The organism is Streptomyces noursei (genome assembly GCF_016917755.1).
Lineage (GTDB): Bacteria > Actinomycetota > Actinomycetes > Streptomycetales > Streptomycetaceae > Streptomyces > Streptomyces yunnanensis.
On record NZ_CP070326.1, the window covers coordinates 3,259,814 to 3,285,792 of the forward strand.

22 protein-coding genes and 1 pseudogene are annotated in these 25,979 nt (G+C 74.0%); 12 read left to right on the forward strand and 11 right to left on the reverse strand.

The window, feature by feature from the left end; translation table 11 throughout:
* Positions 1-32 precede the first annotated feature (32 nt).
* From JNO44_RS43410 to JNO44_RS14420, 3 genes are all read right to left on the reverse strand, one after another.
* The gene (locus tag JNO44_RS43410; RefSeq protein WP_240167536.1) at positions 33-2,642 is read right to left on the reverse strand and encodes an MFS transporter; all 2,610 of its coding nucleotides are present in this window, start codon (positions 2,640-2,642) and stop codon (positions 33-35) included.
* A 222-nt stretch (positions 2,643-2,864) separates the two neighbouring features.
* Positions 2,865-3,137, reverse strand: coding sequence for a hypothetical protein (locus tag JNO44_RS14415; protein WP_039637183.1), 273 nt, complete (start codon positions 3,135-3,137; stop codon positions 2,865-2,867).
* Between the two features lie 151 nt (positions 3,138-3,288).
* Complete coding sequence (locus tag JNO44_RS14420; protein WP_205364461.1) at positions 3,289-4,872, reverse strand: AMP-binding protein; 1,584 nt, start codon at positions 4,870-4,872, stop codon at positions 3,289-3,291.
* 415 nt (positions 4,873-5,287) lie between these two features.
* On the opposite strand from JNO44_RS14420, the gene glnII reads away from it, so the two are divergent.
* The 3 genes from glnII to JNO44_RS14435 all read left to right on the forward strand — a co-directional run bounded on the left by glnII (position 5,288) and on the right by JNO44_RS14435 (position 8,191).
* Positions 5,288-6,310: a glutamine synthetase gene (glnII, locus tag JNO44_RS14425; protein WP_205364462.1), complete on the forward strand. Its 1,023-nt coding sequence runs from the start codon at positions 5,288-5,290 to the stop codon at positions 6,308-6,310.
* A gap of 240 nt (positions 6,311-6,550) precedes the next feature.
* Positions 6,551-7,300 carry a rhomboid-like protein gene (locus JNO44_RS14430; RefSeq protein ID WP_240167537.1) on the forward strand — a complete coding sequence of 250 codons (750 nt, stop codon included), beginning with the start codon at positions 6,551-6,553 and terminating at the stop codon, positions 7,298-7,300.
* A gap of 246 nt (positions 7,301-7,546) precedes the next feature.
* Positions 7,547-8,191 (forward strand): winged helix-turn-helix domain-containing protein, encoded by a 645-nt coding sequence (locus JNO44_RS14435; RefSeq protein ID WP_205364463.1) that lies wholly within the window; start codon positions 7,547-7,549, stop codon positions 8,189-8,191.
* Here the strand turns inward: JNO44_RS14435 and JNO44_RS14440 are convergent.
* Both JNO44_RS14440 and JNO44_RS14445 read right to left on the reverse strand, forming a co-directional pair.
* The gene (locus tag JNO44_RS14440; protein ID WP_205364464.1) at positions 8,167-9,051 is read right to left on the reverse strand and encodes a lysophospholipid acyltransferase family protein; all 885 of its coding nucleotides are present in this window, start codon (positions 9,049-9,051) and stop codon (positions 8,167-8,169) included. The two genes, JNO44_RS14435 and JNO44_RS14440, sit on opposite strands and share 25 nt — an antisense overlap.
* Positions 9,048-9,815: a GNAT family N-acetyltransferase gene (locus tag JNO44_RS14445; RefSeq protein ID WP_205364465.1), complete on the reverse strand. Its 768-nt coding sequence runs from the start codon at positions 9,813-9,815 to the stop codon at positions 9,048-9,050. Before JNO44_RS14445 ends, JNO44_RS14440 begins: the two co-directional genes overlap by 4 nt.
* Positions 9,816-10,258: 443 nt before the next feature.
* Here JNO44_RS14445 and JNO44_RS14450 point away from each other — a divergent pair, with 443 nt between their 5' ends.
* From JNO44_RS14450 to JNO44_RS14475, 6 genes are all read left to right on the forward strand, one after another.
* Positions 10,259-10,504, forward strand: a complete 246-nt coding sequence (locus JNO44_RS14450) for a DUF397 domain-containing protein (protein ID WP_205364466.1) — start codon at positions 10,259-10,261, stop codon at positions 10,502-10,504.
* A gap of 103 nt (positions 10,505-10,607) precedes the next feature.
* On the forward strand, positions 10,608-12,608 hold the full coding sequence (locus tag JNO44_RS14455; RefSeq protein ID WP_205364468.1) for an RNA polymerase sigma factor: 2,001 nt from the start codon (positions 10,608-10,610) through the stop codon (positions 12,606-12,608).
* A 135-nt stretch (positions 12,609-12,743) separates the two neighbouring features.
* Entirely contained in the window at positions 12,744-13,697 is a 954-nt protein-coding gene (locus JNO44_RS14460; protein ID WP_240167538.1) for a metal-dependent hydrolase, read from the forward strand.
* 1 nt (position 13,698) lies between these two features.
* Complete coding sequence (locus JNO44_RS14465; protein ID WP_240167539.1) at positions 13,699-14,943, forward strand: PDR/VanB family oxidoreductase; 1,245 nt, start codon at positions 13,699-13,701, stop codon at positions 14,941-14,943.
* Positions 14,944-15,041: 98 nt separating this feature from the next.
* The gene (locus JNO44_RS14470; RefSeq protein ID WP_205364472.1) at positions 15,042-15,743 is read left to right on the forward strand and encodes a TetR/AcrR family transcriptional regulator; all 702 of its coding nucleotides are present in this window, start codon (positions 15,042-15,044) and stop codon (positions 15,741-15,743) included.
* Positions 15,744-15,792: 49 nt separating this feature from the next.
* Positions 15,793-16,305 carry a GNAT family N-acetyltransferase gene (locus JNO44_RS14475; RefSeq protein ID WP_205364474.1) on the forward strand — a complete coding sequence of 171 codons (513 nt, stop codon included), beginning with the start codon at positions 15,793-15,795 and terminating at the stop codon, positions 16,303-16,305.
* Between the two features lie 35 nt (positions 16,306-16,340).
* On the opposite strand, the pseudogene pulA reads toward JNO44_RS14475, so the two are convergent.
* A pseudogene (pulA, locus tag JNO44_RS14480) lies at positions 16,341-18,983 on the reverse strand (pullulanase-type alpha-1,6-glucosidase); the annotation flags it as partial.
* Positions 18,984-19,239: 256 nt separating this feature from the next.
* On the opposite strand from pulA, the gene JNO44_RS14485 reads away from it, so the two are divergent.
* Entirely contained in the window at positions 19,240-20,100 is an 861-nt protein-coding gene (locus JNO44_RS14485) for an SAM-dependent methyltransferase (protein ID WP_205364478.1), read from the forward strand.
* A 174-nt stretch (positions 20,101-20,274) separates the two neighbouring features.
* On the opposite strand, the gene JNO44_RS14490 is transcribed toward JNO44_RS14485, so the two are convergent.
* A complete protein-coding gene (locus JNO44_RS14490; RefSeq protein ID WP_205364480.1) occupies positions 20,275-20,595 on the reverse strand; it encodes a hypothetical protein in 321 nt (106 codons plus the stop codon).
* Positions 20,596-20,726: 131 nt separating this feature from the next.
* On the reverse strand, positions 20,727-21,221 hold the full coding sequence (locus JNO44_RS14495) for an ATP-binding protein (RefSeq protein ID WP_205364481.1): 495 nt from the start codon (positions 21,219-21,221) through the stop codon (positions 20,727-20,729).
* 151 nt (positions 21,222-21,372) lie between these two features.
* On the opposite strand from JNO44_RS14495, the gene JNO44_RS14500 reads away from it, so the two are divergent.
* Together JNO44_RS14500 and JNO44_RS14505 are read left to right on the forward strand one after the other, a co-directional pair.
* A complete protein-coding gene (locus JNO44_RS14500; protein ID WP_205364483.1) occupies positions 21,373-22,215 on the forward strand; it encodes a helix-turn-helix domain-containing protein in 843 nt (280 codons plus the stop codon).
* Positions 22,212-22,463: a DUF397 domain-containing protein gene (locus JNO44_RS14505; protein WP_205364485.1), complete on the forward strand. Its 252-nt coding sequence runs from the start codon at positions 22,212-22,214 to the stop codon at positions 22,461-22,463. Before JNO44_RS14500 ends, JNO44_RS14505 begins: the two co-directional genes overlap by 4 nt.
* Here JNO44_RS14505 and JNO44_RS14510 read toward each other — a convergent pair.
* The 3 genes from JNO44_RS14510 to JNO44_RS14520 are packed head-to-tail and all read right to left on the reverse strand — an operon-like array spanning position 22,438 to position 25,977.
* Positions 22,438-23,487, reverse strand: a complete 1,050-nt coding sequence (locus tag JNO44_RS14510) for a LacI family DNA-binding transcriptional regulator (protein WP_205364487.1) — start codon at positions 23,485-23,487, stop codon at positions 22,438-22,440. The genes JNO44_RS14505 and JNO44_RS14510 overlap by 26 nt on opposite strands.
* Positions 23,475-25,139, reverse strand: a complete 1,665-nt coding sequence (locus JNO44_RS14515) for a glycoside hydrolase family 13 protein (protein WP_205364489.1) — start codon at positions 25,137-25,139, stop codon at positions 23,475-23,477. Before JNO44_RS14515 ends, JNO44_RS14510 begins: the two co-directional genes overlap by 13 nt.
* 1 nt (position 25,140) lies before the next feature.
* On the reverse strand, positions 25,141-25,977 hold the full coding sequence (locus JNO44_RS14520; RefSeq protein ID WP_205364490.1) for a sugar ABC transporter permease: 837 nt from the start codon (positions 25,975-25,977) through the stop codon (positions 25,141-25,143).
* Between the last annotated feature and the right edge of the window lie 2 nt (positions 25,978-25,979).

The following is a 25,979-nucleotide window of genomic DNA, read 5'->3' on the forward strand; positions in this document are numbered from 1 at the left end:
GGCGCGGCCGGCGGCCGGTCTCGTGGGCAGGGTCAGGGGGTGGCCCGCTGGGCGTAGGCGGGGAGGGGCGGTGCGGGGAGTGCGGGGGCGGCGGACCTGATCAGGAGGGCGGCGGCCAGGCCGGCGAGCAGGGTGATGCCGACCGACCACCACAGGGCGGTGGCGTAGCCGCCCAGCGTTGCATGGGTGAGGTACTCCGCCAACTGCGGCGGAACCCCTCGCGGGTTGAGGAGCCGGCCGCTCCGGGCCGCTTCGGCGAAGTTCGGCCCGAGGCCGGGCACCCGTTCCATGCGGGCGGCGATGGCCGAGGACAGCACGCTGCCGAACAGCGCCGCGCCGAGCACCCCGCCCACCTGGTTGGCCGCGCCGGCCACTGCCGCGCCCCCGCCCGCGTCCGGCGCGGCGAGGCCGGCCGTGGCGAGGGAGAGGAGCGGCGTCAGGGCCGTGCCGAGGCCCAGGCCGGCGAGGACCATGCCGGGCAGGACCAGGGCGGCGTACTGGCTGTCGGACGTGAGGAAGGTCAGCAGCGCCAGGCCGAGCGCGGTGAGCAGCAGGCCCGGCACGATCAGGATGCGCGGCGCGATGCGGTGCAGCAGACGGGCGGAGACCTGGGTGGCGCCGATGACGACCGCGACGGCCGTGGGCAGGATCGCCAGGGCGGTGCCCATCGGGGAGTAGCCGCGGACGTTCTCCAGGTACGCCGTCAGGGTCGGGAGGAGGGCCAGCGTGCCGGCGCCGGCCAGGAACAAGGTGGCGAAGGAGCCGACGCGGTCGCGGTCCCCGAGGGCGTACGGCGGAAGGAGCGGGGTGTCCGCCCTGGTCTGCCACCAGAAGAAGGCGATCAGCAGGGCGACGCCGAGCGCGAACAGCGCCAGCACCAGGAGGTCGGCCCAGCCGCGCGAGCCGGTCTGCTGGAAGCCGTAGACGAGGGCGGCGATCCCGCCGGAGCCGAGCAGCAGGCCCGGCGCGTCGAAGCGGGGGCCGGTGCGGACCGGGCGGTCGTGGACCACGGTGGCCACACCGAGCACGGCGATCAGGGCGAGCGGGACGTCGATGAGCAGGCACCAGCGCCAGCTCAGGAATTCCACCAGCCAGCCGCCGACGAGCAGGCTCGCCGTCGAGCCGCCGACGGCGATCGCGGCGTAGATCCCGAAGGCCCTGCCGCGGGCCTTCGGCTCGGGGAAGTCGGCGGACACCAGGGCCAGTGCGGCCGGCGACAGCAGCGCGGCGAAGACGCCCTGCAGGGCGCGGGCCGAGAGCAGCATGCCGGAGGTGGCGGCCAGGCCGCCGACGACGCCGGCCACCGCGAAGCCGGCCAGGCCGATGATCAGCATCCGTTTGCGGCCCACCAGGTCGGCGAGCTGGCCGCCGAGCAGCAGCAGCCCGCCGAAGGCGAGTCCATAGCCGGCGAACAGCCCGTTCAGGTCGTCGGCGCGGAGGTGCAGATCGGCCATGATCGTCGGCGCCGCCATCCGCAGGGACGTCGCGTCGAGCAGCACGAGGAGCTGTACGAGGCCGACCACCACCAGGCCCCACCAGCGCATGCGGTGCGGCAGCGACGGGTCATGGGCGGGGGGCGGGGAGGGCGGTACGGGCCACGCCTGGGGGGCCATGCCCGGGGGTGGCCCGAAACCCTGTGGGGGGACGGCGTGCGCCGGGGCCGTGGGTGCGTACACGGGCGGTGGGGGCACCGGTGCGGCGGCGGGGGCGGCAGCCGCCTCGGGGGCGAAGTCCAGCAACTGCGCGGCGTGCCGGCCGAGTTGGGCCAGTACCGTGCCCGGCAGCCATTCCCCGTCCGGGCCCGTGCCCCGGTCGGTGTCCGCGTCCGCCGCCGTGCGGGCCGCGACCTGCTGGAGGGTGGGCCGCGCGGCCGGGTCCTTGTCGAGGCACGCGCGGACGAGATCGAGCAGCGGCTCGGGGACGCCGGTCAGGTCCGGCTCCTCCTCGGCGATCCGGAAGAGGTGGGCGTTCAGCCCGGTCTCCGTGGCGCCGAAGAGCAGGCGGCCGGTGGCGGCGTAGACGAGGACGGCGCCCAGGCAGAACACATCGCTGGCGGGGGTGAGTTCGAGGCCGCGCACCTGCTCGGGCGACATGAAGCCGGGGGAACCGATCAGCATGCCGGTGCGGGTGTGCAGGCTGTCCCCGGCGAGGCTGTCCATGGCCCGCGCGATACCGAAGTCGATCACGCGCGGCCCGTCCACCGTCACCAGGACGTTGGACGGTTTGAGGTCCCGGTGGATCAGGCCCGCCCCGTGCACCGCCTGCAGGGCGAGGGCGAGGCGGTTGGCCAGCACCCGCACGGAGCGCTCGGGCAGCGGCCCGAAGTCGTGCGCCACCACGGTGGTCAGGTCGGGCCCGGGGATGTACTGGGTCGCCACCCAGGGGACCGCGGCCTCGGTGTCGGCGTCGAGCACGGCCGCCGTCCAGGAGCCGCCCACCTTCCGGGCGGCCGCCACCTCGCGGGCGAAGCGGCGGCGGAACTCCGGGTGTTGTGCGTGCTCGGCCTGGACGACCTTCACCGCGACGGTCCGCCCGACCTCGGAACGGCCCAGATAGACCAGTCCCATACCGCCGGCGCCCAGCCGGGCGATCAGGCGGTACGGACCTATGTGCGTCGGGTCTGAGGAAATCAGCTGATCCACGGGGGAAAGGTAGTCCACGGCACGGGCCGCGGCACCGGATTCCGCGCTTCCTCCGCATCCTTCCTGCCGCGGAGTCTCGAACTCCGCATCGCTGCACGGGTGGAGACCGCCCCGCTGCCCCACCGCCGCCGCCCGGAGGCGGCCGCGGGGCCGGGGCCGACGTGCGCCGGCCCGGGGCGCGTGGCGTTCCGGGCCGGCCGTCGGGGCAACCGGGCGAGCGGGTCAGCAGTTGTCGTAGATCAGGGCGCGGACCAGGCGGCAGGTGGTGTCGGAGGGGCGGTGGACGCCGATGGCGAGGGCGGTGGTGCGGATCTTGGTGTTGGTGGCGTGCTCGGGGCGGTAGACGCCGGTGTCGAGCAGGGCTATGGCCAGGCGCATGGCCTTCAGGCGGCGGTTGTGGGATTCGTACCGCTCGCGGGGCCATCCGGCGGGGAGCGGTTTCTTGGGCAGCGGGTGGGCCGGGAGGGGTTTCGTCATGAGCGTGGCAGCAGCCATCGGGCGGACCTCCTGGAGCTTTGGTGAACCCTCACTTACTGGTTCCCATTTTACTGCCGGGCACTGACAAAAGGCCCTGGCCAGGGGGGATTTGCCGGTGTGCGGGCGGGGGTTTCGGGACGCGGCCGGAGGGGGTGGTCCGACGCCCGGTTCAGGGGGTGGGAACGGGGCGGGCGCGAAGGAGCTTCTTGTCGGGCTTGCCGACGGGGGTGAGCGGGATGGCGTCGATGAGGTGGACGGCGGCGGGGGCGTAGAGGGCGCCCTTGTGGGCGGTGATGAAGGTGCGCAGGGCGGTGAGGGAGACCTCGTCGGCCGCGTGGCCGGGGGCGGGGACGACGGCGAGGTGCACCTCCTCGGTTTCGTCGGGGGTGCGGACGCCGTAGGCGGCGGCGTGGGCGACGGCGGGATGGGTGTGGAGGAGGTCTTCGAGCTCGGAGGGGTGGACATGGCCGCCGACGACGATGATCACGTCCTTGAGGCGGTCGACGAGGTAGAGGCGGCCGTCGGTGTCCAGGTAGCCGACGTCACCGGTGTGCACCCAGCCGTCGCGGAGGACCTGGGCGGTGAGGTCGGGGCGCTTCCAGTAGCCGCGCATCGCGCCGGCGGAGTGGACGTGGACCTCGCCCGGCTCCCCCGGCGGCAGGTCGCGGCCCTCGGCGTCGCGGATGGCGAGGGTCACGCCGGGCATCGGACGGCCGACGGTCATCGGGGCGTCGATGCGGATGTCGGCGTGGTCGGCGGGGCCGGCCTCGGTGATCGCCATCGCCTCGGACTGGCCGTAGCACCCGTAGAGGACCAGCCCGAAGACCTCGGCCGCCTGGCGCATCCGGGGCGCGGAGGCGGTGCAGCCCCCGTAGACGATGCGGGTGAGGGAGCCGAGGTCGGTGGCGGGGAGGGTGGGGTCGTCCAGGAGGCGGTAGAGGAGCGGCGGCAGCAGCCAGAGCTGGGTGATGCGTTCGCGGGCGATGGTGGCCAGGACGGCGGTGGGGTCGAAGTCCCGGTGGAGGACGACGCTGCCGCCGGCCACGAGGGTGACGTCGGCCATGATGCCCGCCATGTGGGCCAGCGAGGTGCAGGCCAGGAGACGGGGCGGCTCGCCGCCGGCGCCGCCGGCGAGCTGGCCGAGCATCCCGGCGAACGGGCCGTGCGTCATCCGCACGCCCTTGGGGATGCCGGTCGTTCCGCCGGTGTGCCGGATGCACCAGTCGTCCTCGGGGCGGACCGCGCCGGGGACGGTCGGGGTGGCGGGGAGGGCGGCACCGGCGGCGAGCAGGTCGGGGCCGAGCGGGGCGGCGGCGCCGGGGGGCGGGCCGAAGGTCATCGCCTCGGGGCGGGAGCCGGTGCAGCCGTCCAGGAGGGCGCGCGCGGTGTCGTGCAGGTCGGGGTCGACCAGGAGGAGGACGGTCTCCGCGCTCTCGACCATCCGGGACAGGGTTTCGGCGGCCATCCCCTCGTAGAGCAGGACCACCCGCGCGCCGAGGAGGTTGACGGCGTAACGGGCGGCGAGCGCCTCGGGGCGGTTGCGGCTGAGGACGGAGACGGTTCGGCCGCGATCGACGCCGTGGGTGCGCAGGACGGCGGCCATGCGGTGGACGGCGGCGTGCAGGGTGCCGGCCGTGACGTCCTGGCCGTCGGCCGTGGTGACGACGGGGCGGTCGGGGTCGCGGGCGAGGACGGTGAGGAGGGTGTCGACGTAACTGGTGAAGGGCGGGGCGTCGGTGGGCGCGGCGGTCATGGTGGGCTCCTCCGGGAAGGCGGCACACGGGGTGCCGGTCGGTTGTGACGTTAGGCGGGGTCGGTCATGCCTTCCACGACCAAATGCGCCATGTGGATATGCACTTGGGGTTATGAGGGGTGGCAGAAAACGGATACGGCCGTGCGGGGGGTGTCGCGGCCACCACGGGCGGCGGCGCCGCCGAACTGTCCGGCCGGATACGGCACTTGAGGTTCGAGGGTGACTGCGGGAGCATGACCGCGCACCGCGGTCATGGAATGCCAGGCGTTTCGTGGCGAATAGTCGCAGAATCAGAGGATGTCCGACTGGGTAACCTGCGGTTCACATACGGGCAACGGACGGGAAACGGCCTGTTGCGAGAGTGCTCCAGTACGCCCCGCACGCGTACCCGCACCGACCCGTATAAGAGGACCCCGTGACCATCAAGGCCGAGTACATCTGGATCGACGGCACCCAGCCGACCGCCAAGCTCCGCTCCAAGACCAAGATCCTGACGGACAGCAGCTCGCTGCCGCGGTGGGGCTTCGACGGGTCCAGCACCAGCCAGGCCGAAGGCCACTCCTCCGACCTCGTGCTCGACCCGGTCTTCAGCTGCCCGGACCCGATCCGCGGCGGCGACCACCTGCTGGTGCTGTGCGAGGTGCTCAACACCGACCTGACCCCGCACTCCTCCAACACCCGGGCCCTGCTGCGCCCGGTGGCCGAGCAGTTCGCCGGCCAGGAGCCGATCTTCGGCATCGAGCAGGAGTACACCTTCCTCAAGGGCGACCGCCCGCTGGGCTTCCCCGAGGGCGGCGGCTTCCCCGCTCCCCAGGGCGGCTACTACTGCGGCGTCGGCGCCGGCGAGATCTTCGGCCGGGAGATCGTCGAGCAGCACCTCGACCGCTGCCTGGCGGCCGGCCTCGGGCTGTCCGGCATCAACGCCGAGGTGATGCCGGGCCAGTGGGAGTTCCAGGTGGGCGCGCTGGCCCCGCTGGAGGTCTCCGACCACCTGTGGGTGGCGCGCTGGCTGCTGCACCGCACGGCCGAGGAGTACGGCGTCACCGCCTCCCTGGACGCCAAGCCGGCCAAGGGCGACTGGAACGGCGCGGGCGCGCACACCAACTTCTCCACCCGCGCGATGCGCGAGGGCTACGACCCGATCATCACCGCCTGCGAGGCGCTGGGCGAGGGTGACAAGCCGCTGGAGCACGTCCGCCAGTACGGCACCGGCATCGAGGAGCGGCTGACCGGCGACCACGAGACCGCGCCCTGGGACGCGTACTCCTACGGCGCCTCGGACCGCGGCGCCTCGGTGCGCATCCCGTGGCAGGTCGAGGTCGAGAAGAAGGGCTACATCGAGGACCGGCGGCCGAACGCCAACGTGGACCCCTACGTGGTGACCCGGCTGATCGTGGACACCTGCTGCACGGAGCTGGAGCGGCGCGCCCAGGCGTGACCGACCGCCCGCCGGAGCGGAGGGGTGGAGCGGGGCCGGACCGGCGGGTCCGGCCCCTTCCGCATGTCCGGGCGGCATCCCGGTGGGCGGGCGCGGGCCGGGCGGCCGGGCCGGTCGTCGGTGACGGATGGCACGCTGGACCCGTGCTTGCGCTCGCCGTCGGGGCGGGGGGACGGCAGGACCGGGAGCGGAGGGGGACGCGGGGTGCGGAGCGGATCGTGGAGCGGGGGACTGCCCTGGATGGCGCCGTTGTACGTGGGGGCGCTGCAGTGCGGGGCGTATGCCACCGCCCGGCTGCCGGTGCCACGGCGTGCGGAGTTGCTGCGGGCGCACTCCACCAACGTCGCCAATCTGCGCGCCGGACGGTGGGGCACGCTGGCCACCAGCGCGGCCTTCGTGGAGGAGCCGCTGCCGGCGGCGTACGGGGTGGCACTGCTGGCGGCGCTCGGGACGGCCGAGGCGCGGTGGGGCACCGGGCGCGCGGCGGCGGTGTTCGCGGCCGGGCACGTCGGCGCGAGCCTGCTGGTCTATGCCGGCCTGCACGGGCGCCGGTGGGCACGGCGGGCAGCCGCGCGGCCGGCGCCGGAGCTGGAGGCGGCCGGCGGGGCCGGCACCGCGCACGCCGTGGACGTCGGGGCGAGCTACGGCTTCTACGCCACCCTCGGCGCGCTGGCCGCCTCGGTGCCGCACCGTGGGGCGCGGGCGGCGGCGACCGGTGGGCTGCTGGCGCTGGGCGCGGTGCCGGTGGTCCGCCGCGGCCGGACGTTCACCGACGTCGGGCATCTGACGGCGCTGGCGCTCGGAGTGGCCATGGGAGCCGCGGGGACCCCCGTACGGGGGCGAATTCCGGCCACCGAGCGGGACGTCACCGGGCCGGTCCCGTCCGCAACTCCGGTGCACGGGAGGGCAGTCGGGGCACTCCCGGCACCTGCGTGGCGGCCGGCGGGGCGGGGGCCCGGCGGGATCGCGTCACCACGGGCCGGGGTGTGAAAGACAGATCAGTGACCGTCTGGTTCAATAGCCCCATGGCCAGCCTTACAGACATCGCGACAGGTCGCAGCGACCTTGAGCCGTTCTGGCCGTCCCGGCAGGCGCACGCCTTCGACCGTCTGTGTTGCCGCGCGCACTGAGCGCGGGCCCGCACCTCCCTCTCCGACACCGCTGACCGGTGTCCCCAGCCCTGCCCGCGCGCATGACGTCCCCCGACGATCCCCTGCGCGAAAGAGCTGACGTTCGATGACCAATCTCCGTACCGTGCCTGCCGGTTCCGCCACGGCCACCGTTCCCCCGCCGCCCCACCCCCGCCATCGGCTGCGCGCCGTGGCGCCCGACGAGGCCCTGCCCTCCCCGGCCTCCGCCGGGAGATTCCCCCAGCCCGGAACCGCCCCCGGCGCCGTCGCCGCGCGCCACAGTGCGCAGCACGTCGCCGAGTTGCTGGCCTCGGGTGCGACCTGGCTCCCGGCGCCGCAGCACAGCCTGCCCGCCCTGCCCGGTCAGCCGCCGATGGTCGGCTATCTCGTGCTCGTCCCGGCCGAGCAGGCCCCCGTCGCGCCGCAGCCGCCCGCCGGGCCCGCCCCGGCGGCCCGGACCGGCGACGAGATCGTCCGGATCGACCCCGAGCAGCGGACCGCCCACGTCCGCGAACGGCAGCTGGACCTGACGTACCTCGAATTCGAGCTGCTGGCCCATCTGGTCGCGCATCCGCACCGGGTGCACACCCGCGACCAGTTGGTGACCACGGTCTGGGGCTACGGGCACGTCGGCGACGGCCGCACCGTCGATGTGCACGTCGCCCGGCTGCGCCGGAAGTTGGGCGCCGAGCACCGCGGGTCGATCGTGACCATCCGGCGGGTCGGCTACAAGTACGTGCCGAGCGCCTGACCGGGCCGGTCGGCCGGCCGCACCCCGCCGGGCCCCCCGTCCACGACTGTCCGGCCGCCGCCGAGCACCACCCGCTCGACGGCGCCGGCCAGCGCCCGGCGGTCCAGGCCCCGGCCCGCCGTGGGCAGCGCCGGGTGGACGGTGACCCGTACGGTCAGTCCGCGGGCGGTGATCACCCGGCGCAGCGAGGCGGCGAAGGTGTCGTCCCCGCAGAAGGCGGCCACCGTGGTGGGATGCCCCTGTTGGACGTAGTCGACGGTCACCGGGCGCACCGGGGCGCCGGCGTCCAGGGCGGCCTGGAAGGTTGCCCGGCGGAAGGCGCCCTGGTCGGCGGTGCACCAGGTGGTGGCCTGGGGGAAGACCGCCACCGAGCGGCCGGCGGCCAGCAGCGCCGACAACTCCCGCACGGTCTGCGGGAGTCGGCGGGGGCTGGTGCGGTCGATGAAGTGGGTGCCGGCGCGGCGGGCCAGGCCGCCGACCAGCGGCCAGTGGCCGACCTCGCGCTTGGCGAGCAGGGTCGCGGGTTCGACCGCGAGCAGCGCGACGATGTCGAGCCACGAGATGTGGTTGAGGGCGATCAGGGTGCCCGGGGCGCCGGGTGCGGCGGGCACGGTCAGCGGGTCCGCCCCGGTCGCCGCGCCGCGGACCTCCAGCCCGACCGAGAGCGCCGCCAGCAGCGCCCGCGCGTACGCCCGGAGCCGAACGGGGTCCGCCAGCCGCGGACCGGCCGTCAGGGCGCGGCCCGCCGCGCCGGCGAACGCGGTGGCGCGGCGGGCGGTGCCGGGGAGCGGGAGGGGCTCGGTGGTGTGCGCGGCGCAGCGCGGGGTGCACACCGCGCGGACGTCCCAGGGGCCGTTCACCGCTCCCCCAGGAAGAAGCGGCGGTAGCGGTCGCCGAGCTGCTCGATGTCCAGGACGGTGAAGAAGTCGGCGACCCCGAAGTCCGGGTCGTGGGCGGGGGCGCCGCAGATCCACGCGCCGATCCGGAGGTAGCCGCGCAGCAGCGGGGGCAGTTGGGCGAGGGCGGGGCGTTCGGGCAGCGGGGCGGTGGGCTCCCAGGGGCGGTGCGGGGTGACCAGGAACGCCGGCGGCGCGGCGTGCCGGGTACGGGCCAGCGCCCAGGCGTGGGCGGCGGCGGTGCCCCCGTCGGCGAGCGGTACGGAGGCGCAGCCGGCGAGGTAGCGGTGGCCGGAGAGCAGGGTGTAGCGGGCCAGGGCGGCCCACATCTGGTTGATGACGGCACCGTTGCGGTGGTCGGGGTGGACGCAGGAGCGGCCGGCCTCGATGAGGGCGGGGCGCACCGCGTCCAGAGCGGTGAGGTCGAACTCGCCGTCGGAGTAGAGGCGTTGGCTGCGCCCCGGGGGCAGCAGCCGGTAGGTGCCGACGACGGCGCCGGTGGGGGTGTGGGTGACGACGAGGTGGTCGGCGAGGGCGTCGACCGCGTCGATGTCGTGGCCGGGGAGCGGGCTGTCGAGGGCGGCGCCCAGCTCGTCGCCGAAGACCTGGTGGCGCAGGCGCTGGGCAGCCCGGACCAGGTCGGGGGTGTCGGCGATCAGGGCGGTGTACTCGGGGGCGGGGGTGTCCGGGGCGGCCGAACCGTGGGCCGTGGTGGGTGCCGTGCTCATCAGAGCCTCCGTAGGTGGTGCTGGGGACACCCCCGGTGGGGTGCGCGCCCCAATGACCTGGTGTTCTCCTACGCGGCAGACTGTTCCCGCGCCCGCCGGCCACCCGCGTGAAGCGCAGGGAGCGTACGGGTAAGGGTCCGCAGAACACTGGTCGCCGCGGTGTGCGGGGCGACGCCGCGGGTGAAGGGGAAAACACCTCGTCACGCGCCGGTTCCCGCGTCGTCGCCCCCATCGATGGCATCCCGCGTACGGGCACCGCCGACGCGGCGTTTTTCGGCCAATCACGGGGCGGGGCGGGTGGGGGGCCGCCCCGGCGGTGCCCGTCGCGCGCCGCCAACTCCCGTGCCGGGCACCGCGGCAGGTCCGGGTCCCGCCGCTGGAAAGCTCCTCCGGGCGCCGCGTACGCTGACCGGCACAGCTCACGCGAGTAAGGGGAGCAGCACATGGGCACCGCAGCCGACAAGGAATGGCTCTACGGCCTCGACATCTCCGACGCCGTCTGGCAGCGCCCACCCGGCGACCCCGACGCGGAGGCGGTGGAGATCGCCTTCCTGGAGCGCGGCGCGGTGGCGATGCGCAACTCCACCGAACCGGACGTGGTCCTGCGCTACACCGAGGCGGAGTGGCGGGCGTTCGTCCTGGGCGCCCGGGACGGGGAGTTCGACCTGGACCGGCACCACCCGGCCTGAGGTCCGCCGGCGCCCGCCGGTCCCCCTCGCGCGGGGCGCGGTCACCCGTCCGAGGGGGGCCGGCGGTCGGTGACCATCACAGGATTCACTCGTTCCACGGAATGTGGAGCAGCAGCATGCGGTGACCCCGCGCCCGGACCGCGCCTCCGTCGGGCATGCCGACGAGGGCGAGCCCATCGACGTCGAGCAGGCCGAGGCGGCCCTGGTCGAGCACTACCCCCGGCTGGCCCGGCTGGCCTATCTGGTGCTGCCACCGGCCCCCACCCGCGGGCGGCGGGTGCTGGCCGCGCACGCCGTGGTCCAGCGGGCACTGCCCCGGCGGCCCGGTCCGGGGCTCGCGCTGCCCGCCCAGCGCGGCGGCGCCCCGGCCGTCGATCCCGGTTACGCGCTGATGCGGCTGCGGGTGCTGCGGGCGGCGCTGACCGCCGGACGGCGGTGGTGGTGGCGGCCGCCGGCGCCGCTCCCCCAGGTCTGGGGCCTGCGGCTGTTCCCGCGCTCCGGCGGTGCCGACGAACTCGCCCTGGACCAGGCCCTGTCGGCGCTCTCCGGCCCGGCCCGGGCGGCGTTCGTGCTGCGCGACCTGGAGCGGCTGACGGTCCAGGAGACCCGGCGGGTGCTGGAGGCGGCGGGGGTCGCCGACGCCCGGGAGGCGCTGGCCGAGGCGGACGGGGCCGTCCTGCCGGCCGGGAGCCGGGACCGGGCGCTGCTGGAGTCGGTGGAGTTCGACGCGTGCTCCTTGCAGGCCCGGCCGACGGACCTGATCCGGCGCCGCCAGCACGGCCGGGCGGCGCTGGCGGCCGGGGTGGCGGTGCTGGTGTGCGGGGCGCTGCTGGGCCTGCCGGGCGAGGGCTGGGGGCCGTACGGCGCCGCGGCCCCGCCGTACGCCCGCAACGCCGCCGCCGAGGCGGCCCTGGATCCGGCCCGGCTGACGGTGTCCTCGGCGACGGCCTGGAAGTCCGCGGCCCGGCCGGACTTCTCGGCCTGGCCGGCCCGCGGCGACCGGACCGCCGACAAGGCGCTGCTCCGACGGGCGTTGGCGGTGTGGGCCCGGCCCGGCGCCCGGGTGCCGATCACCTCGACGCCCGGCACGCCCACCGGCCCCGCGGCCGGCCCGCCCCAGTTGCTCTTCGCGGGCGTGGTGGACCACGCGGTGGTGGTGCTCTTCCACGACGGGCTGCGGGTGGTGCGGTACGCCGAGGGCGTCGACGGCCGGCAGCGGGGCGACGGTGCCGGGGCGGGCCTGGACTTCGCCCGGGCGGACGGCGCGGCGGCGGACTCGTCCGGCGCCCTGGTGGTGGGCCGCACACAGGGCAACGTCCGCTATCTGACGGCTCCTTGGGTGACGTCGGTGCAGCTGGTGGACCTGCTGAAGCCGGACACGGCGGGCCAGCCGGTCGCGGTCGGCGCCGACGGGCTGACCGCCCCGGTCCCGGCGCCGCGCGCCGACGGGACGTGCTCGGCCTGGCCCGCGCTCCGGGTCGGCGGGCAGTTGGACGGGCAGCCCGACGGGGTGCCGGGCGGGCGGAACGCCGGTGAGCTGCTGACCGACCTCGGGGAGCTGTCTCCCGCCCGGCTCACCTACGGCCCGCCGGACGCGCCGGGTGCGGTGTCCGGGCCGGAGGGCCGCGTCGCGTGGGCGCGGACCGCCTGCCAGCTGCCCGGGGTCCGTTCGCAGGGCGTGCGGACGGTGAACACCTGGCGGTTCGCGCAGCAGCCGCTCCCCGGGGGCGCGGGCGTCGCGTCCTGGCTGTGCACCCGGGCGGAGACCTGGCGCGGGGCCGGCAGCCGGGCGATGGCCCAGTTCCAGGCGCCGGCGCCGAACGGGCAGCCCTACTCGGCGGGTTCGGTGACCGCCCGCGCCGACGGCGGTACGGCCTGTGGCCCGCGGATGCCGCGGGTGCTGTCGGGCGTGCTGTGGAGGAGCACCGGCGGTCGGTGGTGGCTGTTGGCGGCGGGCAGCGAACAGATCACGTCGATCACGGCGAGCGGCGGGGTGCGGGGCCGGACGTCCGGCCGGCTGCTGGCGGTCCCCGCGTCGGCGGGCGCCCGGGCCGATCTGACGGGCGGGCTGGCGGGCGGCGGGACGGTGCGCGCGCTGCGGTGAGCGGTGGGCGGGGCCGCTCGCCCCGTGGGGTCCGGTGTGCCGGCGGGGCCGCTCGCCGGCTGCGGCGGGCGCGCATTCCCGTCTTTCGGCGTCCAGGGGGTATCGACATTCCTTACCCGCCAGTACATTGACGCCATGTCTAATACGGCCTCGTTGCGGCCCCGGTCGGTCGCGTCCGAGCACACCCCGCTGAAGGCCCGGAACGTGGCCTTCGACTGGGCGGACACCCCCTTGCACTGGATACCCGGCGATCCGTCCAGCACCCACACGATCAATGTGCTGCACCTGCTGCTGCCGGCCGGCGAGCGCTGGTTCGTCCACGTCTACAAACAGGTGCTGCCGTACATCCGCGACCCCGAACTGCGCGCGGACGTCATCGGCTTCATCGGCCAGGAGGCCATGCACTCCCAGGCGCACGACGACGTCCTGCCGCACCTCATGGAGCAGGGCCTGGACCCCACCCCGTACACCGCGCAGGTCGACTGGCTCTTCGAGAAGCTGCTCGGCGACCGGACCCTGCCGCCGGGGCGGGCCCGTGTCTGGTGGCTGAAGGAGCGGGTGGCGATGATCGCCGCGATCGAGCACTACACGGCCTTCCTGGGCGACTGGGTGCTCAACGCCCGCGCCCTGGACGACAGGGGCGCCGATCCGACCATGCTCGACCTGCTGCGCTGGCACGGCGCGGAGGAGGTCGAGCACCGGTCGGTGGCGTTCGACCTCTTCATGCACCTGGACGGCGACTACCGGCGGCGGGTGCGCACCTGGGCGACCGCCTTCACCGCGCTGGTGTTCCTGTGGCAGCGCGGCATCCGCTTCTTCATGGCGAACGACCCCACGCTCAGCAACGGCAAGGCCGCCCTGAAGGACTTCGTACGGGGCGGGCGGCAGGGCATGCTGCCGACCACCGGGGCGATAGCCCGCTCCATCCCCCAGTACCTGAGCCGCGCCTACCACCCCTCGCAGCACGGCAGCACCGAGCAGGCCCTGGCCTACCTCGACCGCTCGCCCGCCGCGACCCCCGGTGCAAGCACCGGATCCACTGGAGCGGCTGCCGCCGCACAGTCCGATGCCGCCCCCGGAGGAGCCTGAAGTGTCCGCGCCTGTCCGTGTTTCCCCGTCCGTCGGCCGCCTCGACCCGTCCCGCAAGGGCCTGCCGCGCCTCGGTACCGTGCTGGTGGTCGCCGGCACCGCCCTGGTGGTCCGGCGGGCCCTGCGGCGGCGGATCCGACGGTCGCCACTGTGGCCGCTGCCCGCGCTGGAGCAGCCGGTCTCCGGGAGGGGCCGGGAGGCGGCCCGGGCGACGTCCTGGAGCGCGCGCCGGGAGGCCGAGCCGTCCCCCGAGCAGGGGCGGCCGTCCCCGCTGCGCCTGCGGGTGGCCGAACGGACCGAGGCCGCCGAGGGGGTGGTGACCCTCCGCCTGGAGGGCGAGCGGCTCCCCGCCTGGGAACCGGGCGCGCACCTCGATCTCGTCCTGCCCTCGGGCGCCGTGCGGCAGTACTCGCTGTGCGGCGAACCGGCCGACGCCGTACGGGCGGACGGCGGGTCGTACACCGTCGCGGTCCGGCTGATCGAAGACGGCCGGGGCGGGTCGCGGGAGGTGCACGAGGCGCTCCGGGCCGGCACGACGGTGGAGGTGCACGGGCCCCGCAACCGCTTCCCCCTGGAGGACCACCACGCCTACCTCTTCATAGCGGGCGGCATCGGCATCACCCCGATCCTCCCGATGGTGCGGCAGGCCGAGGCGGAGGGAGTGCCCTGGCGGCTGCTGTACGCGGGGCGGTCGCGGGCGTCGATGCCGTTCCTGGCGGAGGTCGAGAAGCTGGCCGGGGGCGCCGCCGCGTCCGGTGGCGGGCGGTCGACGGTGGTCGCGGAGGACGAGGAGGGCCGGCCCGACCTGGCCGCGGCGCTCGCCGACGCGCCCCCGCACTCCGCCGTGTACTGCTGCGGCCCCGAGCCCCTGATGGACGCCGTGGCCGCCCTGCTCCCCGACGGGCCGGCGGGCCTCACGCTGCACACGGAGCGCTTCGCCCCGGCGGCGTCCGAGGCGGGGGCCGGGCCCGGCGAGGACGTGGCGTTCGAGGTGGAGTTGCGGCGGACCGGCCGCAGCGTGACGGTCCCGGCCGGCACCAGTGTGCTGCGCGCGCTCCGCGAGGAGGCCCTGCCGGACCTGCCGTACTCCTGCGAGCAGGGCTTCTGCGGCACCTGCCAGCAGCGCGTGCTCGCCGGCGAGGTGGCGCACCGCGACGAACTCCTGACGGACGCGGAACGCGCGGACTCGCTGCTGATCTGCGTCTCCCGGGCGAAGCCGGGGTCGGGGCTGGTCCTGGACCTTTGAATCCGGCCGCGGGCGGGCGGACGCCGGCCGCCCGCCCGCCGGAGGAGGGGGCGTTCGGGCGGTGGTGCCGGTGTGCGGCCGGTCGTTAGGGTGAGCCCATGACGACCGGGGCACGCCGCAGGATGGGGGTCGAGGAGCGACGGGAGCAGTTGATCGCCGTTGCGCTCGGCCTCTTCAGCCACCGCTCCCCCGAGGACGTCTCGATCGACGAGATCGCCGAGGCGGCCGGCATATCGCGGCCGCTGGTCTACCACTACTTCCCGGGCAAGCAGCAGCTCTACGAGGCGGCGCTGCGGCGCGCCGCGGACGAACTCACCGCCCGGTTCGTGGAACCGCACGAAGGCCCGCTGGGCGCCCGGCTGTTGCGTGTCATGGAGCGGTACTTCGACTTCGTGGAGGAGCACGGGCCCGGCTTCTCGGCGCTGATGCGCGGCGGGCCGGCGATCGGCTCGACCCGGACGAGCGCGCTGATCGACGGCGTGCGGCAGGCCGCCTACACGCAGATCCTCAGCCATCTCGACGTGGACGCCCACGCCCCCTCGCCGCGGCTGGAGTTGGTGGTCCGCTCCTGGATCTCGCTCGCCGAGACCACGGCGCTGCTGTGGCTGGACGGCCGCCGGGTGCCGCGCGCGGAGCTGGAGCGGCAGTTGGTGCACGACTTCGCCGCGCTGGCGGCGGTCAGCGCCGCGTACGACCAGGAGATGGCGCAGGTGGTGCGCCGGATGCTGGCGGACGAGCCCGCGGACGGGATGTTCGCTGATCTGGTGGGGCGGTTGCTGGAGCTGCCGCAGCCGGTGTGACGCCGGGCGGCCGACCGGGCCGGGCCCGGGCTGCGGCAGAATCCCGGGCATGGACGAGATCACGTACCGGCTGGCCGAGGCGGGGGACGACCCGGCCGTTCTGGTCGGCCTCTATGACGCGGCGGCCCGTTGGATGGTGGAGCACGGCATAGACCAGTGGAAGCCCGGCGGCAAGGACGAGGAGCACTTCCGGCGGCGGATCGCGCAGGGCGAGGTCTGGCTGGCGGAGGCCGCCGGCCGGGTCGTCGGCGGCTTCGAGCTGTGGTGGGCGGACGAGCCGGCCTGGGGGCCGCAGCCGCCGGTGGCGGGGTATGTGCACCGGCTGATGGTGGACCGCTCGTGCGCACCGGCGGGGACCGGGCGGGCGATGCTGGCCCGGGCCGAGCGGCGGATCGCGGAGTCGGGGCGGACCTGGGCGCGGCTGGACTGCATGGCGAGCAATCCGCGGCTGCGGCCGTACTACGAGGGCGCGGGCTATGCGGTCGTGGGAGAGCAGTCGTCCAAGGACGGGGGCGGGGGGAGCCGGTACGCGGTGACCCTGTTCGAGAAGCGGGTGGAGTAGCGACCGCTCCCGCCCCCACCGGCTCCCCCTCCGCGTCAGCCCTGGCGGAAGACCGCGACGGTGCGGGGCGGGACGGTGAAGGTGCCGGCGGCGCGGTCGTAGGTCGCGGTGGCCGTGGTGCGGTCGGCGCCGTGGGCCTGCAGGGGGTGCAGGGCGTAGGGCCGTCCGGCGAGGGCCGGGACGGTCTGGGCCTGGCGTCGGGGGGTGGCGTTGAAGACGACGACGAGGTCGGCCAGGCGCATGGTGAGGACGCCGGGGGTCTCGTCCGGGCCGGAGAGGGGGAAGGAGAGGGCGGCCTGGACGGCGGTGGCGGTGGACAGGCCGAAGGCCGGTTCGGTGGCGTGGATGCGGAGCAGGTCGCGGTAGGCGGCCGAGGCCGCGGTGCGGGTGGCGCAGTCCGGGCGGAGCCCGGGGTCGGCCAACAGGGGCCGGGCGTAGGGCCACTTGTCCTTGTTGTCGGCGGCCGGTGGCAGGCCGCGGCCGAAGCCGTTGCCGGCCGGGTCGCCGCGGGGGTCGTCGGTGCAGGTCCAGTGCAGGGCGTTGAACCAGTCGCCGCTGTTGAAGGAGTTGCGGTCGAGGGACTTGGAGCGCAGCAGGTCGGTGCCCGCCTGGGAGAGCGCCGGGCCCTGGGAGAGGGCGGCGGTCGCCAGGGCGACGACCTGCATCCGGGCGCGGTCGGCCGTCGGGGTGCCGGGCGGCAGCTTGTAGGCGAGGGCGTCGTAGAGGGTTTCGTTGTCGTGGGCGTCGGCGTAGGCGAGGGCGTCGCCGGGGGCGGCGGCATAGCCGGCGGGGGCGCCGTTGTAGTCGATCTGGGAGCCCTTGACCCGCCGGCCGGTGGTGTCGGTGAAGGCGTAGTCGGCGAGGTTGCCGGTGAGCCCGACCTTGATCAGGTCCTGGTAGTGCAGGAGGCGGGCGCGCTGGGCGGCCGCATCGCCGTTGCCGGGTGAGGAGTTGGGGTCGGTGGAGAGGCCGGAGGCGAAGCCCTGGACGCGGGGGTCGGCGTCGAAGGGACTGCCGCCGCGCACCGCGTCGCGGGCCCGGTCGCTGAAGGTGGCGATGCCGGTGCCGGCCATGTTGCGCTGGGTGGCCTGGACGAAGCGGGCGTCGTTCGCGGCCTCGCCGAAGTTCCAGCCCTCGCCGTAGAGGATCACCGCCTTCCCGTCGACGCCGTCCCGGGCCGGGGTCAGGGCGTCGAGGGCCTTGCGGACGGCGAGGATGTTGGCCTTGGGGTGGTGGCCCATGAGGTCGAAGCGGAAGCCGTCGACCTTGTACTGCTTGGCCCAGCTGACGACGGAGTCGACGACGAGCTTGCCCATCATGGTGTGTTCGGGGGCGGTGCCCGCGCAGCAGGTGGAGGTGGCGACGGTGCCGTCGTCGAGCAGCCGGTGGTAGTAGCCGGGCACGATGCGGTCCAGGACGGAGCGCGGGTCGTCCTTCCCGGCGGCGGCGGTGTGGTTGTAGACGACGTCCATCACGGTGCGCAGGCCGATGCCGTTGAGGCCCTGCACCATGCGGCGGAATTCGACGGTGCGGGCGGTCCCTTCGGGGTCGGAGGCGTAGGAGCCCTCGGGGACGGTGTAGTGCAGCGGGTCGTAGCCCCAGTTGTAGCCGTCCCGGTCGGCCGTGGCCGCCACGCACTCCTGCTGGCGCGCGGAGTCGGGGGGCAGGGCGGTCAGGTCGCAGTCGGGGCGCCGCTGGTCGGCGCGGCGCTCGGGGACGGAGGAGAAGTCGAAGGCCGGCAGCAGGTGGACGTGGGTGGTGCCGGCCGCGGCGAGGGCCGCCAGGTGCCGCATGCCGGCGGAGTCGGTGTCGGTGAAGGCGAGGTACTGGCCGGGGTGGTGGGAGGTGGCGTCCTCGATGGAGAAGTCGCGGATGTGCAGTTCCTGGATGCGGGCCCGGCGCAGCGGCACCGGCGCGGGCTTGCGCAGCGCCGTCCAGCCCTTGGGGGCGAGCCGGGGGTCGGCGAGGTCGACGACGAGACTGCGGGCGGAATCGGTGGTCAGCGCGGTGGCGTACGGGTCGGTGACCGCGTCGGTGACGGTCCGGCCGGCGCTCGGGGCCCAGACGGTGACCAGGTAGCGGTACGGCTTCCCGGTCCAGTCCCGCCCACCCCGCACGCTCCACACCCCGGTCGCCTCGTCACGGCACATCGGGACGCGGCGGCCGGCCAGTTCGAGGGCGACGGTGCGGGCGGTGGGCGCCCAGACGGAGAGGGTGGGGCGCCCGGCGTGGAACACCGGCCCCAGGGCGGCGTGTTGGGCGCGGGCGCCGTAGAGGTCGTCGAGGACACCGGGGATCTGCACGCCGGTGGTGTGCGGCCCGTCGGGGGCGGCCTGGGTGGCGACCAGCCGCTGCCGGAGGGCGGTGCGGGCCAGGGCGCGGTCGCGGGGATCGACGGTGAACACCGGGTAGCCGGTTAGGTGCGGGTAGGCGGCCCGTTCGGCGGGGGTGAGGGTGCCGGGGGCGAGCCGGATGCGGCCCGCGGTGCGTCCGGGCTCGCCGAACTCCAGTTGGGCGGCGGTGGGTTGGGCGCCCTTCCAGACCACGGTGGTGCGGTCGATCCATTGGGCCTCGGCCTTGGCCTGGCCGCCGGAGGGGGCCGCCTGGGCCCGGGGCTGCGGCGGGAGGGCGAGCGCGGTGGCGCCGGCCAGCAGGGCAAGGACGGCGGCGATCCGGCGGCGGGCGCGGTGCGCGGTGGAGGGCATGGCCCCTGGTTCTAGTCGCGGGGAACGATTGCTGCAAGACCTTTCGCAAGAGATTGCAACGGTGTTACGTTCCCAGGCGAGCCGGTCCGGCCGACCGGAGGCCCACCACGCGGTGGGTCCTACGCGCCCGGCCGCCCGGACCGGCCACCAGACGGCGCCCGCTGGCGCGTAGTCACCCATCGGGAAGGCAGGGCGAATTGCCCGGCCGGACGCGGGGAATCCCCCCATCATGATCAACAATCCCGAGAACGCCACCGCCCGCGACCCGCACCACCATGACGACGCGACCCGCAACTACTACGACACCGGCGACGTCGACGCCTTCTACGACGCCGTATGGGGCGGCGAGGACATCCACGTCGGCATCTACGCCGACGGCCACGAGGCGATCGCGGCCGCCTCGCACCGCACCGTCGAGCACGCGGCGGAAAAGGTCGCGGACCTGCTCGGCCCGCACGCCACCGTGCTCGACCTCGGCTCTGGATACGGCGGTTCCGCCCGCGCGCTCGCCGAGCGCTTCGGCTCCCGCGTCGTCGCCCTCGACCTCAGCGAGAGCCACAACCGGCGCAACCGCGCGGCCAACGCCCGGCGCGGACTGGACGGCCTCATCGAGGTCGTCACCGGCTCCCTCAACGACCTCCCCTACGAGGCGGAGCGGTTCGACGTCGTCTGGTCGCTGGAGGTCCTCTGCCACCTGGAGGACCGGAAGCGCGCGCTGAGCGAGGCCGTACGGGTGCTGCGACCGGGTGGCGGGCTGGTGTTCTCGGACATCATGGTGGGCGAGGAGACTCCGGCGGAGGCCGTGCGTCCCGCACTCTCCCGTCTCGGCGTCAAGGACCTGGCCACGTCCGCCTTCTACCTGGAGCAGCTGTCCGGCCTCGACCTCAAGGACCCCGCCTTCGAGGACCGCACCCCGGATATCGCCACGCACTACGGGCGCCTGGACGAGGAAATCCACCGGCGTGCGCCGGAACTGCGGTCCGTCATCAGCCCGGCGTACCTCGACGGCCTGCTGACCAACCTCCCCCTGTGGCGGGACATCACCCAACGGAACCTGCTGCGCTGGGGCCTCTTCCACGCCCGTCGCTGACGTCGCCGATCCTTACGCCACGCCTCTTCTTCCGAGTGCTCCCGAGTTCCCACGAGTCCCCACGAGTCCCTTACGGAAACGCTCGGTTGGCCTCCGCGAGGCCCGCGGCTCCTGCCTGCGGGCCTCGCGGATCACAGCTCGGCCTCGCGGATCACCGTCTCAGGCCGGTCCGGGTCAGGTCTCCAGGTAGGCGCCCCACACCCAGCCCTCCTGGCCGCTGGCCACGTAGCCGTACCACCAGCGGTGGCCGTCGTGTCCCGGCTTGCTGCACAGGGTCGAGAACGAACGCCAACCCCCGGTCACGACCTTGGAGGACGCGTAAGGAGACTCGTGGATCGGCGTGGCCGGGCCCATGGAGTGCATCTTGTCCACTTCCTTACGCGTGCACGCGCTGGAGCCGACGGCCGAGGCTGTCGGAGCGGTGACGGCAACGGAAGCAAACGCCAGGGCAGCGGTGGCACCCGCGAGCACGGCCGCCCTCAAGGACTTCTTCATCAATCTTCTTTCCTGCGAAGGTACCCGGCGAACCGGGATATCTCTCGACACTCCGATCGTTCGGCGACGACCAAGTGTCCGAAAAACCTAACACTCCAGGAAGCGCCTGCCGCAACGCAGTTGACCTGGGACTACCTGCCCGCCACCAGGTCGAGTTCGGCGCGGACGACCTTGCCGATCGGGTCGCGGTCGAACACCGTCCAGCGGGAGGCGAGCGCCGCCACGACGAGCAGGCCGCGCCCGGACTCGGCGTCATGCGTCGGAACCATGAGCCGGTCAGGAGCCGGCGGTCGCCGCTCGCTGCGCGTATCGGCGACATCGATACGGAGCGTGCCGGGGCAGGCGGCAGCCGCGCCGGGATCGGCGTGGCACACGCTCGCCAGGCGCAGCTCGAAGTCCCGCCCCCGTACGTGGCCGTGCAACACGGCGTTCGCGGCGAGTTCGGCGACGATCGCGCCGACGGAATCGGACAACCCGCTGCCATAGGGGAAGCCCCACACGTCGAGCCGGTGGACGGCGAGCCGCCGGGCGAGCCGGGCACCCAGACGGGTGGAGCTGAAACGCTGGGTGAACGTACGTACGACGGCGGGGGTTTGCGCCGCCGGGAGTGTGGTGTGCGCTGGCATGACGCCAACGCTGCTGGTCAGCCGGCTCGTACTCCACGGACTCGGCTCGTACTTCGGGAACTGTACGAGTTGAGTACGTGGACCGGGTTGAGTAACAAGCCATAACCATGGGTGACTTGCGGGGCCAGGACCAGTGACCGGGAGTACCCGAATGGAAGACAGCAGCACCGACACCTACGACAGTGCCCGGCCGGAGCCCTCCGGCAGTCTGCGGACCTTCGGCGCCGTCTATCAAGGGTTTCGCGAGAACGCAGGATTCACGCAGGAGGCCCTATCGCCGGTGATCCGGTACTCGGCGCACTACATCGGCTCCGTCGAACAGGGCCGCCGCCTCCCCTCGAAGAAGTTCATCGACCGCTCGGAGGAGGCGCTGTGCGCGAACGGCGTGCTACGCAAGGCGGCGAAGCGGCTGTCGAAGCAACCGGGGCTGGCCCGGTGGTTCCGGGAGTGGGCGGAGCTGGAGAAGCAGGCGATCAATCTCTACACCTACGAATGCCGCCTGGTTCCCGGGCTTTTACAGTCGGAGCCGTACGCGCGCACACTGTTCGAGAACCGCGTCCCGCTACTGTCCGAGGAGGAGGTCGAGACCCAGGTGGCCGCCCGTCTGGAGCGGCAGAAACTGCTGCGGGACCGGCCGAACACAGCGTTCAGCTTTGTCATCGACGAGCATGTATTCCTGCGCCCCACCGGCGGCCCGGACACCGTCCGGGGGCTGATCGACCAGGTGCTGGAATGCATGACGCTCCGGAATGTAGACGTGCAGGTGATGCCGCTGCGACGGGGCGTGCATGCCGGTCTGAACGGGCCGATGCAGTTGCTGGAGACACCGGACAACCAGTGGTTCGGCTACTGCGAAGGCCAGGAAAGCAGCCAGTTCATCACCGACCCGCAGACGATCAGCACCCTCTACATGCGCTATGCGAAACTGCTTTCGCAGGCTCTCACCCCCGAAGACTCCTGGAGCCTGCTGAAGCAGATCCGAGGAGCGCTATGAGCAGCACCCCCGAACTGACCTGGTTCAAAAGCACCTACAGCAGTGGCGACTCCGGCGACTGCGTAGAAGTAGCCCTCTCCTGGCGGAAGTCGAGCTACAGCGGCGACGACTCCGGCGACTGCATAGAAATCGCCGCCTGCCCCACCACCGTCCATATCCGGGACTCCAAGGACAAGGACGGCCCCTGGCTCGCGGTGCCGGCGGCCGGCTGGGCGGCGTTCGTCACCTACGCCGCCCAGGGCCGGTAGAACCCCGTACGACCAGCTCCGGCTGGAAGACGAACTCGGTGCGCTGGACGGGGTTTCCCTGGATCTCCTCGATCAGCGCGCCCACGGCAGCGGTCGCCATCGCCTGCACCGGCTGCCGGACCGTGGTCAGCGGCGGGGCGGTGAAGGCGATCAGCGGGGAGTCGTCGAAGCCGACGACGGAGAGCTTGCCGGGGACGTCGATCCCCCGCTGCCGGGCCGCGCGCACCACGCCCAGCGCCATCAGGTCGCTGCCGCAGACGATGCCCGTACAGCCGTCGTCGAGCAGGGCGGCGGCCGCGGCGTGGCCGCCCTCGACGCTGAACAGGGTGTGCTGGATGCGTCGTTCGGCCTGCCCCCTCCGCAGGCCGAACGACTCCTCCAGGGCCGCCGCGAAGCCCTCCGCCTTGCGGCGGGAGGGCACGTAGCGGGCCGGGCCGACGGCCAGCCCGATGCGCTCGTGGCCCAGTTCGACGAGGTGGCGCACGGCCATCCGGGCCGCGGCGCGGTCGTCGGGCGAGACACAGGGCGCGTCGACCCGGTCGTTGTAGCCGTTGATCAGGACGTAGGGCACGCCCCGGGAGGTCAGGCGGGTGTAGCGGGAGGGGTCGGCGGCGGTGTCGGCGTGCAGCCCGGACAGGAAGACGATGCCGGTGACGCCGCGCTCCTCCAACTGCTCGACGAGCTCGTCCTCGGTGGCTCCGCCCGGCATCTGGGTGCACAGGACCGGCGTGTAGCCCTGTCCCGCCAGGCACTGCTCGATGACCTGGGCGAAGGCCGGGAAGATCGGGTTGGTCAGCTCCGGGATGACCAGGCCGACCAGGCCGGCGCTGCGCCGCCGCAGCCGGACCGGGCGTTCGTAGCCGAGGACGTCGAGCGCGGCGAGCACCCGCTGACGGGTGCCCGCCGCCACGCCCGCCCGGCCGTTGAGGACACGGCTGGCGGTCGCCTCGCTGACCTCCGCCTGGGCGGCGATGTCGGACAGCCGCGGGGTGGGCCGGGGTGCCGGACGGGTCACTCCGCCCACCAGATCGTGGTGTCCGCGGGAATCTCCCGCACCGGCGCGGCGGACGACCCCGTCGGCGTGGGGCCGGCGAACGGGGCCCGGGAGGAGAGCAGTTGGCGGACGGGCGGCAGCGGCAGCCGCACGGCCCCCGCCGTGGTGTTCACCGTGCAGATCAGCCCGCCGGGGCGGCGGAAGGCCAGCACGCCCTCGGGGGCGGGCAGCCACTCGACCGCGTCCCCCGCGCCGAGGCCGGGGTGGGCCCGGCGCACCGCCAGTGCGCTGCGGTACAGCTCCAGGGTGGAGTGCGGGTCGCCGGTCTGGGCCTGGACGGTGAGCGCCGCCCAGTCGTCGGGCTGGGGCAGCCAGGTGTCGCCGGCGCCGAAGCCGTACGGCGGTTCTGTGCCGCTCCACGGCAGCGGTACGCGGCAGCCGTCGCGGAGGCCGTCCTGGCCGCTGTCGCGGAAGAAGGACGGGTCCTGGCGGACCTCGTCGGGCAGCTCGGTGACCTCGGGGAGGCCGAGTTCCTCGCCCTGGTAGAGGTAGGCCGAGCCGGGCAGCGCCAGCATCAGCAGCGTGGCGGCGCGGGCGCGGTCCAGGCCGCCGCCGAGGCGGGTGCGGTGGCGCACGACGTCGTGGTTGGACAGGACCCAGGTGGCCGGTGCGCCGACGGCGCCGAGGGCGGAGAGGGAGGCGTCGACGGCGGCGCGCAGCGCGTCGGCGTCCCAATCGGTGCTCAGGTAGTGGAAGTTGAAGCCCTGGTGGAGTTCGTCGGGGCGGACGTAGCGGGCGAGCCGTTCGAGGGTGGGTGCCCAGGCTTCGGCGACGCCGATCCGCTCCCCCGGGTACTCGTCGAGGATCGCCCGCCAGGAGCGGTAGACGGCGTGCACGCCGTCCTGGTCGAAGAAGGGGAGGATCTGACTGCCGATCAGCCGGGCCTGTTCGCCGTGGCCGATGTCGGGCAGGCCGGGGGCCTTGACCATGCCGTGGGCGACGTCCACCCGGAAGCCGTCCACGCCCAGGTCCAGCCAGAAGCGCAGGATGGAGCGGAACTCGTCCTGGACGGCCGGGTGGTCCCAGTTGAAGTCGGGCTGTTCGGGGGCGAAGAGGTGCAGGTACCACTCGCCGTCGGGGAGGCGGGTCCAGGCGGGGCCGCCGAAGACGGACTCCCAGTCGTTGGGCGGGAGTTCGCCGTTGTCCCCGCGGCCCTTGCGGAAGTGGAAGCGCTCGCGCAGGACCGAGCCGGGCCCCTCGGCCACCGCGCGGCGGAACCACGCGTGCTGGTCGGAGCAGTGGTTGGGGACGATGTCGATGATGATGCGAAGACCCTGGTCGTGGGCCTCGCGGATCACCGCCTCGGCGTCCGCGAGGGTGCCGAAGAGGGGGTCGGTGGCGCGGTAGTCGGCGACGTCATAGCCGGCGTCGGCCTGCGGGGAGGCGTAGAAGGGGCTCAGCCAGACGGCGTCCACGCCCAGGTCGCGCAGGTGGGCGAGGCGCCCGCGGATACCGGGCAGGTCGCCCATGCCGTCGCCGTTGCCGTCGGCGAAGCTGCGCGGATAGATCTGGTAGATCACGGCGTCCCGCCACCACTCGGTGGCCGCCGCGGTGGAGGTGTCGCCGGGTCCGGGGCGCCCGTACGGGGCGGTGTCGGAGGGGGCGTCGGGCTGTCGGGTCATGTCATCCCTTGGTGGTGCCGGCGGTCAGTCCGGCGACGAGGTGGCGCTGGGCGAAGGCGAAGACGAGCGCGGCCGGCACGGCGATGATCACGGCGGCGGCGGTCATCGAACCCCAGTCGTTGTTGTACTGGTTGACGAAGGTCTGGAGCCCGCCGGCGAGGGTGAGGTTGTCCTCGCCGGTCATGAAGGCGGAGGCGTAGGCGACCTCGGCCCAGGCCGTGACGAAGGTGTAGAAGCCGGTGACGGCCAGGCCGGGGCGGGCGAGCGGGAGGACCAGTCGCCAGAAGGTGCCGAAGGGGGTGAGGCCGTCCACCCGGCCCGCTTCGTCGATCTCCACCGGGATGGTGTCGAAGAAGCCCTTCATCATCCAGGCACAGAACGGGACGGCGATGGTGAGGTAGGTGAGGACCAGGCCGAGCGGCTGGTTGAGCAGGCCGAGGGAGGCGAGCAGGTTGTACAGCGGGACGATCAGCACCGCGACCGGGAACATCTGGGTGATCAGCAGCAGCCACAGCAGCGGGCGCATGCCGGGGAAGCGGAAGCGGCTGACGGCGTAGCCGGTGGTGGCGGCGGTGAAGACCCCGATGACGGTGGTCAGGGCGACGACGACCACGGAGTTGCCGAACCAGGTGAGGAAGGAGGTGCCGGTCAGGACGTGGGTGTAGTTGTCGAGGGTGAAGTGGGTGACGACGCTGGTGGTGAAGGCGTCGTTCTTGGGTTTGAAGGAGGTCACCAGCAGCCACAGCGGCGGGAAGACCGCGACGACGGCGGCGAGCACCAGGGCCAGGTGCAGTCCGACCGAGGCCGACCAGTGCCGTTCGGAGCGTGTGCGCGCCATCG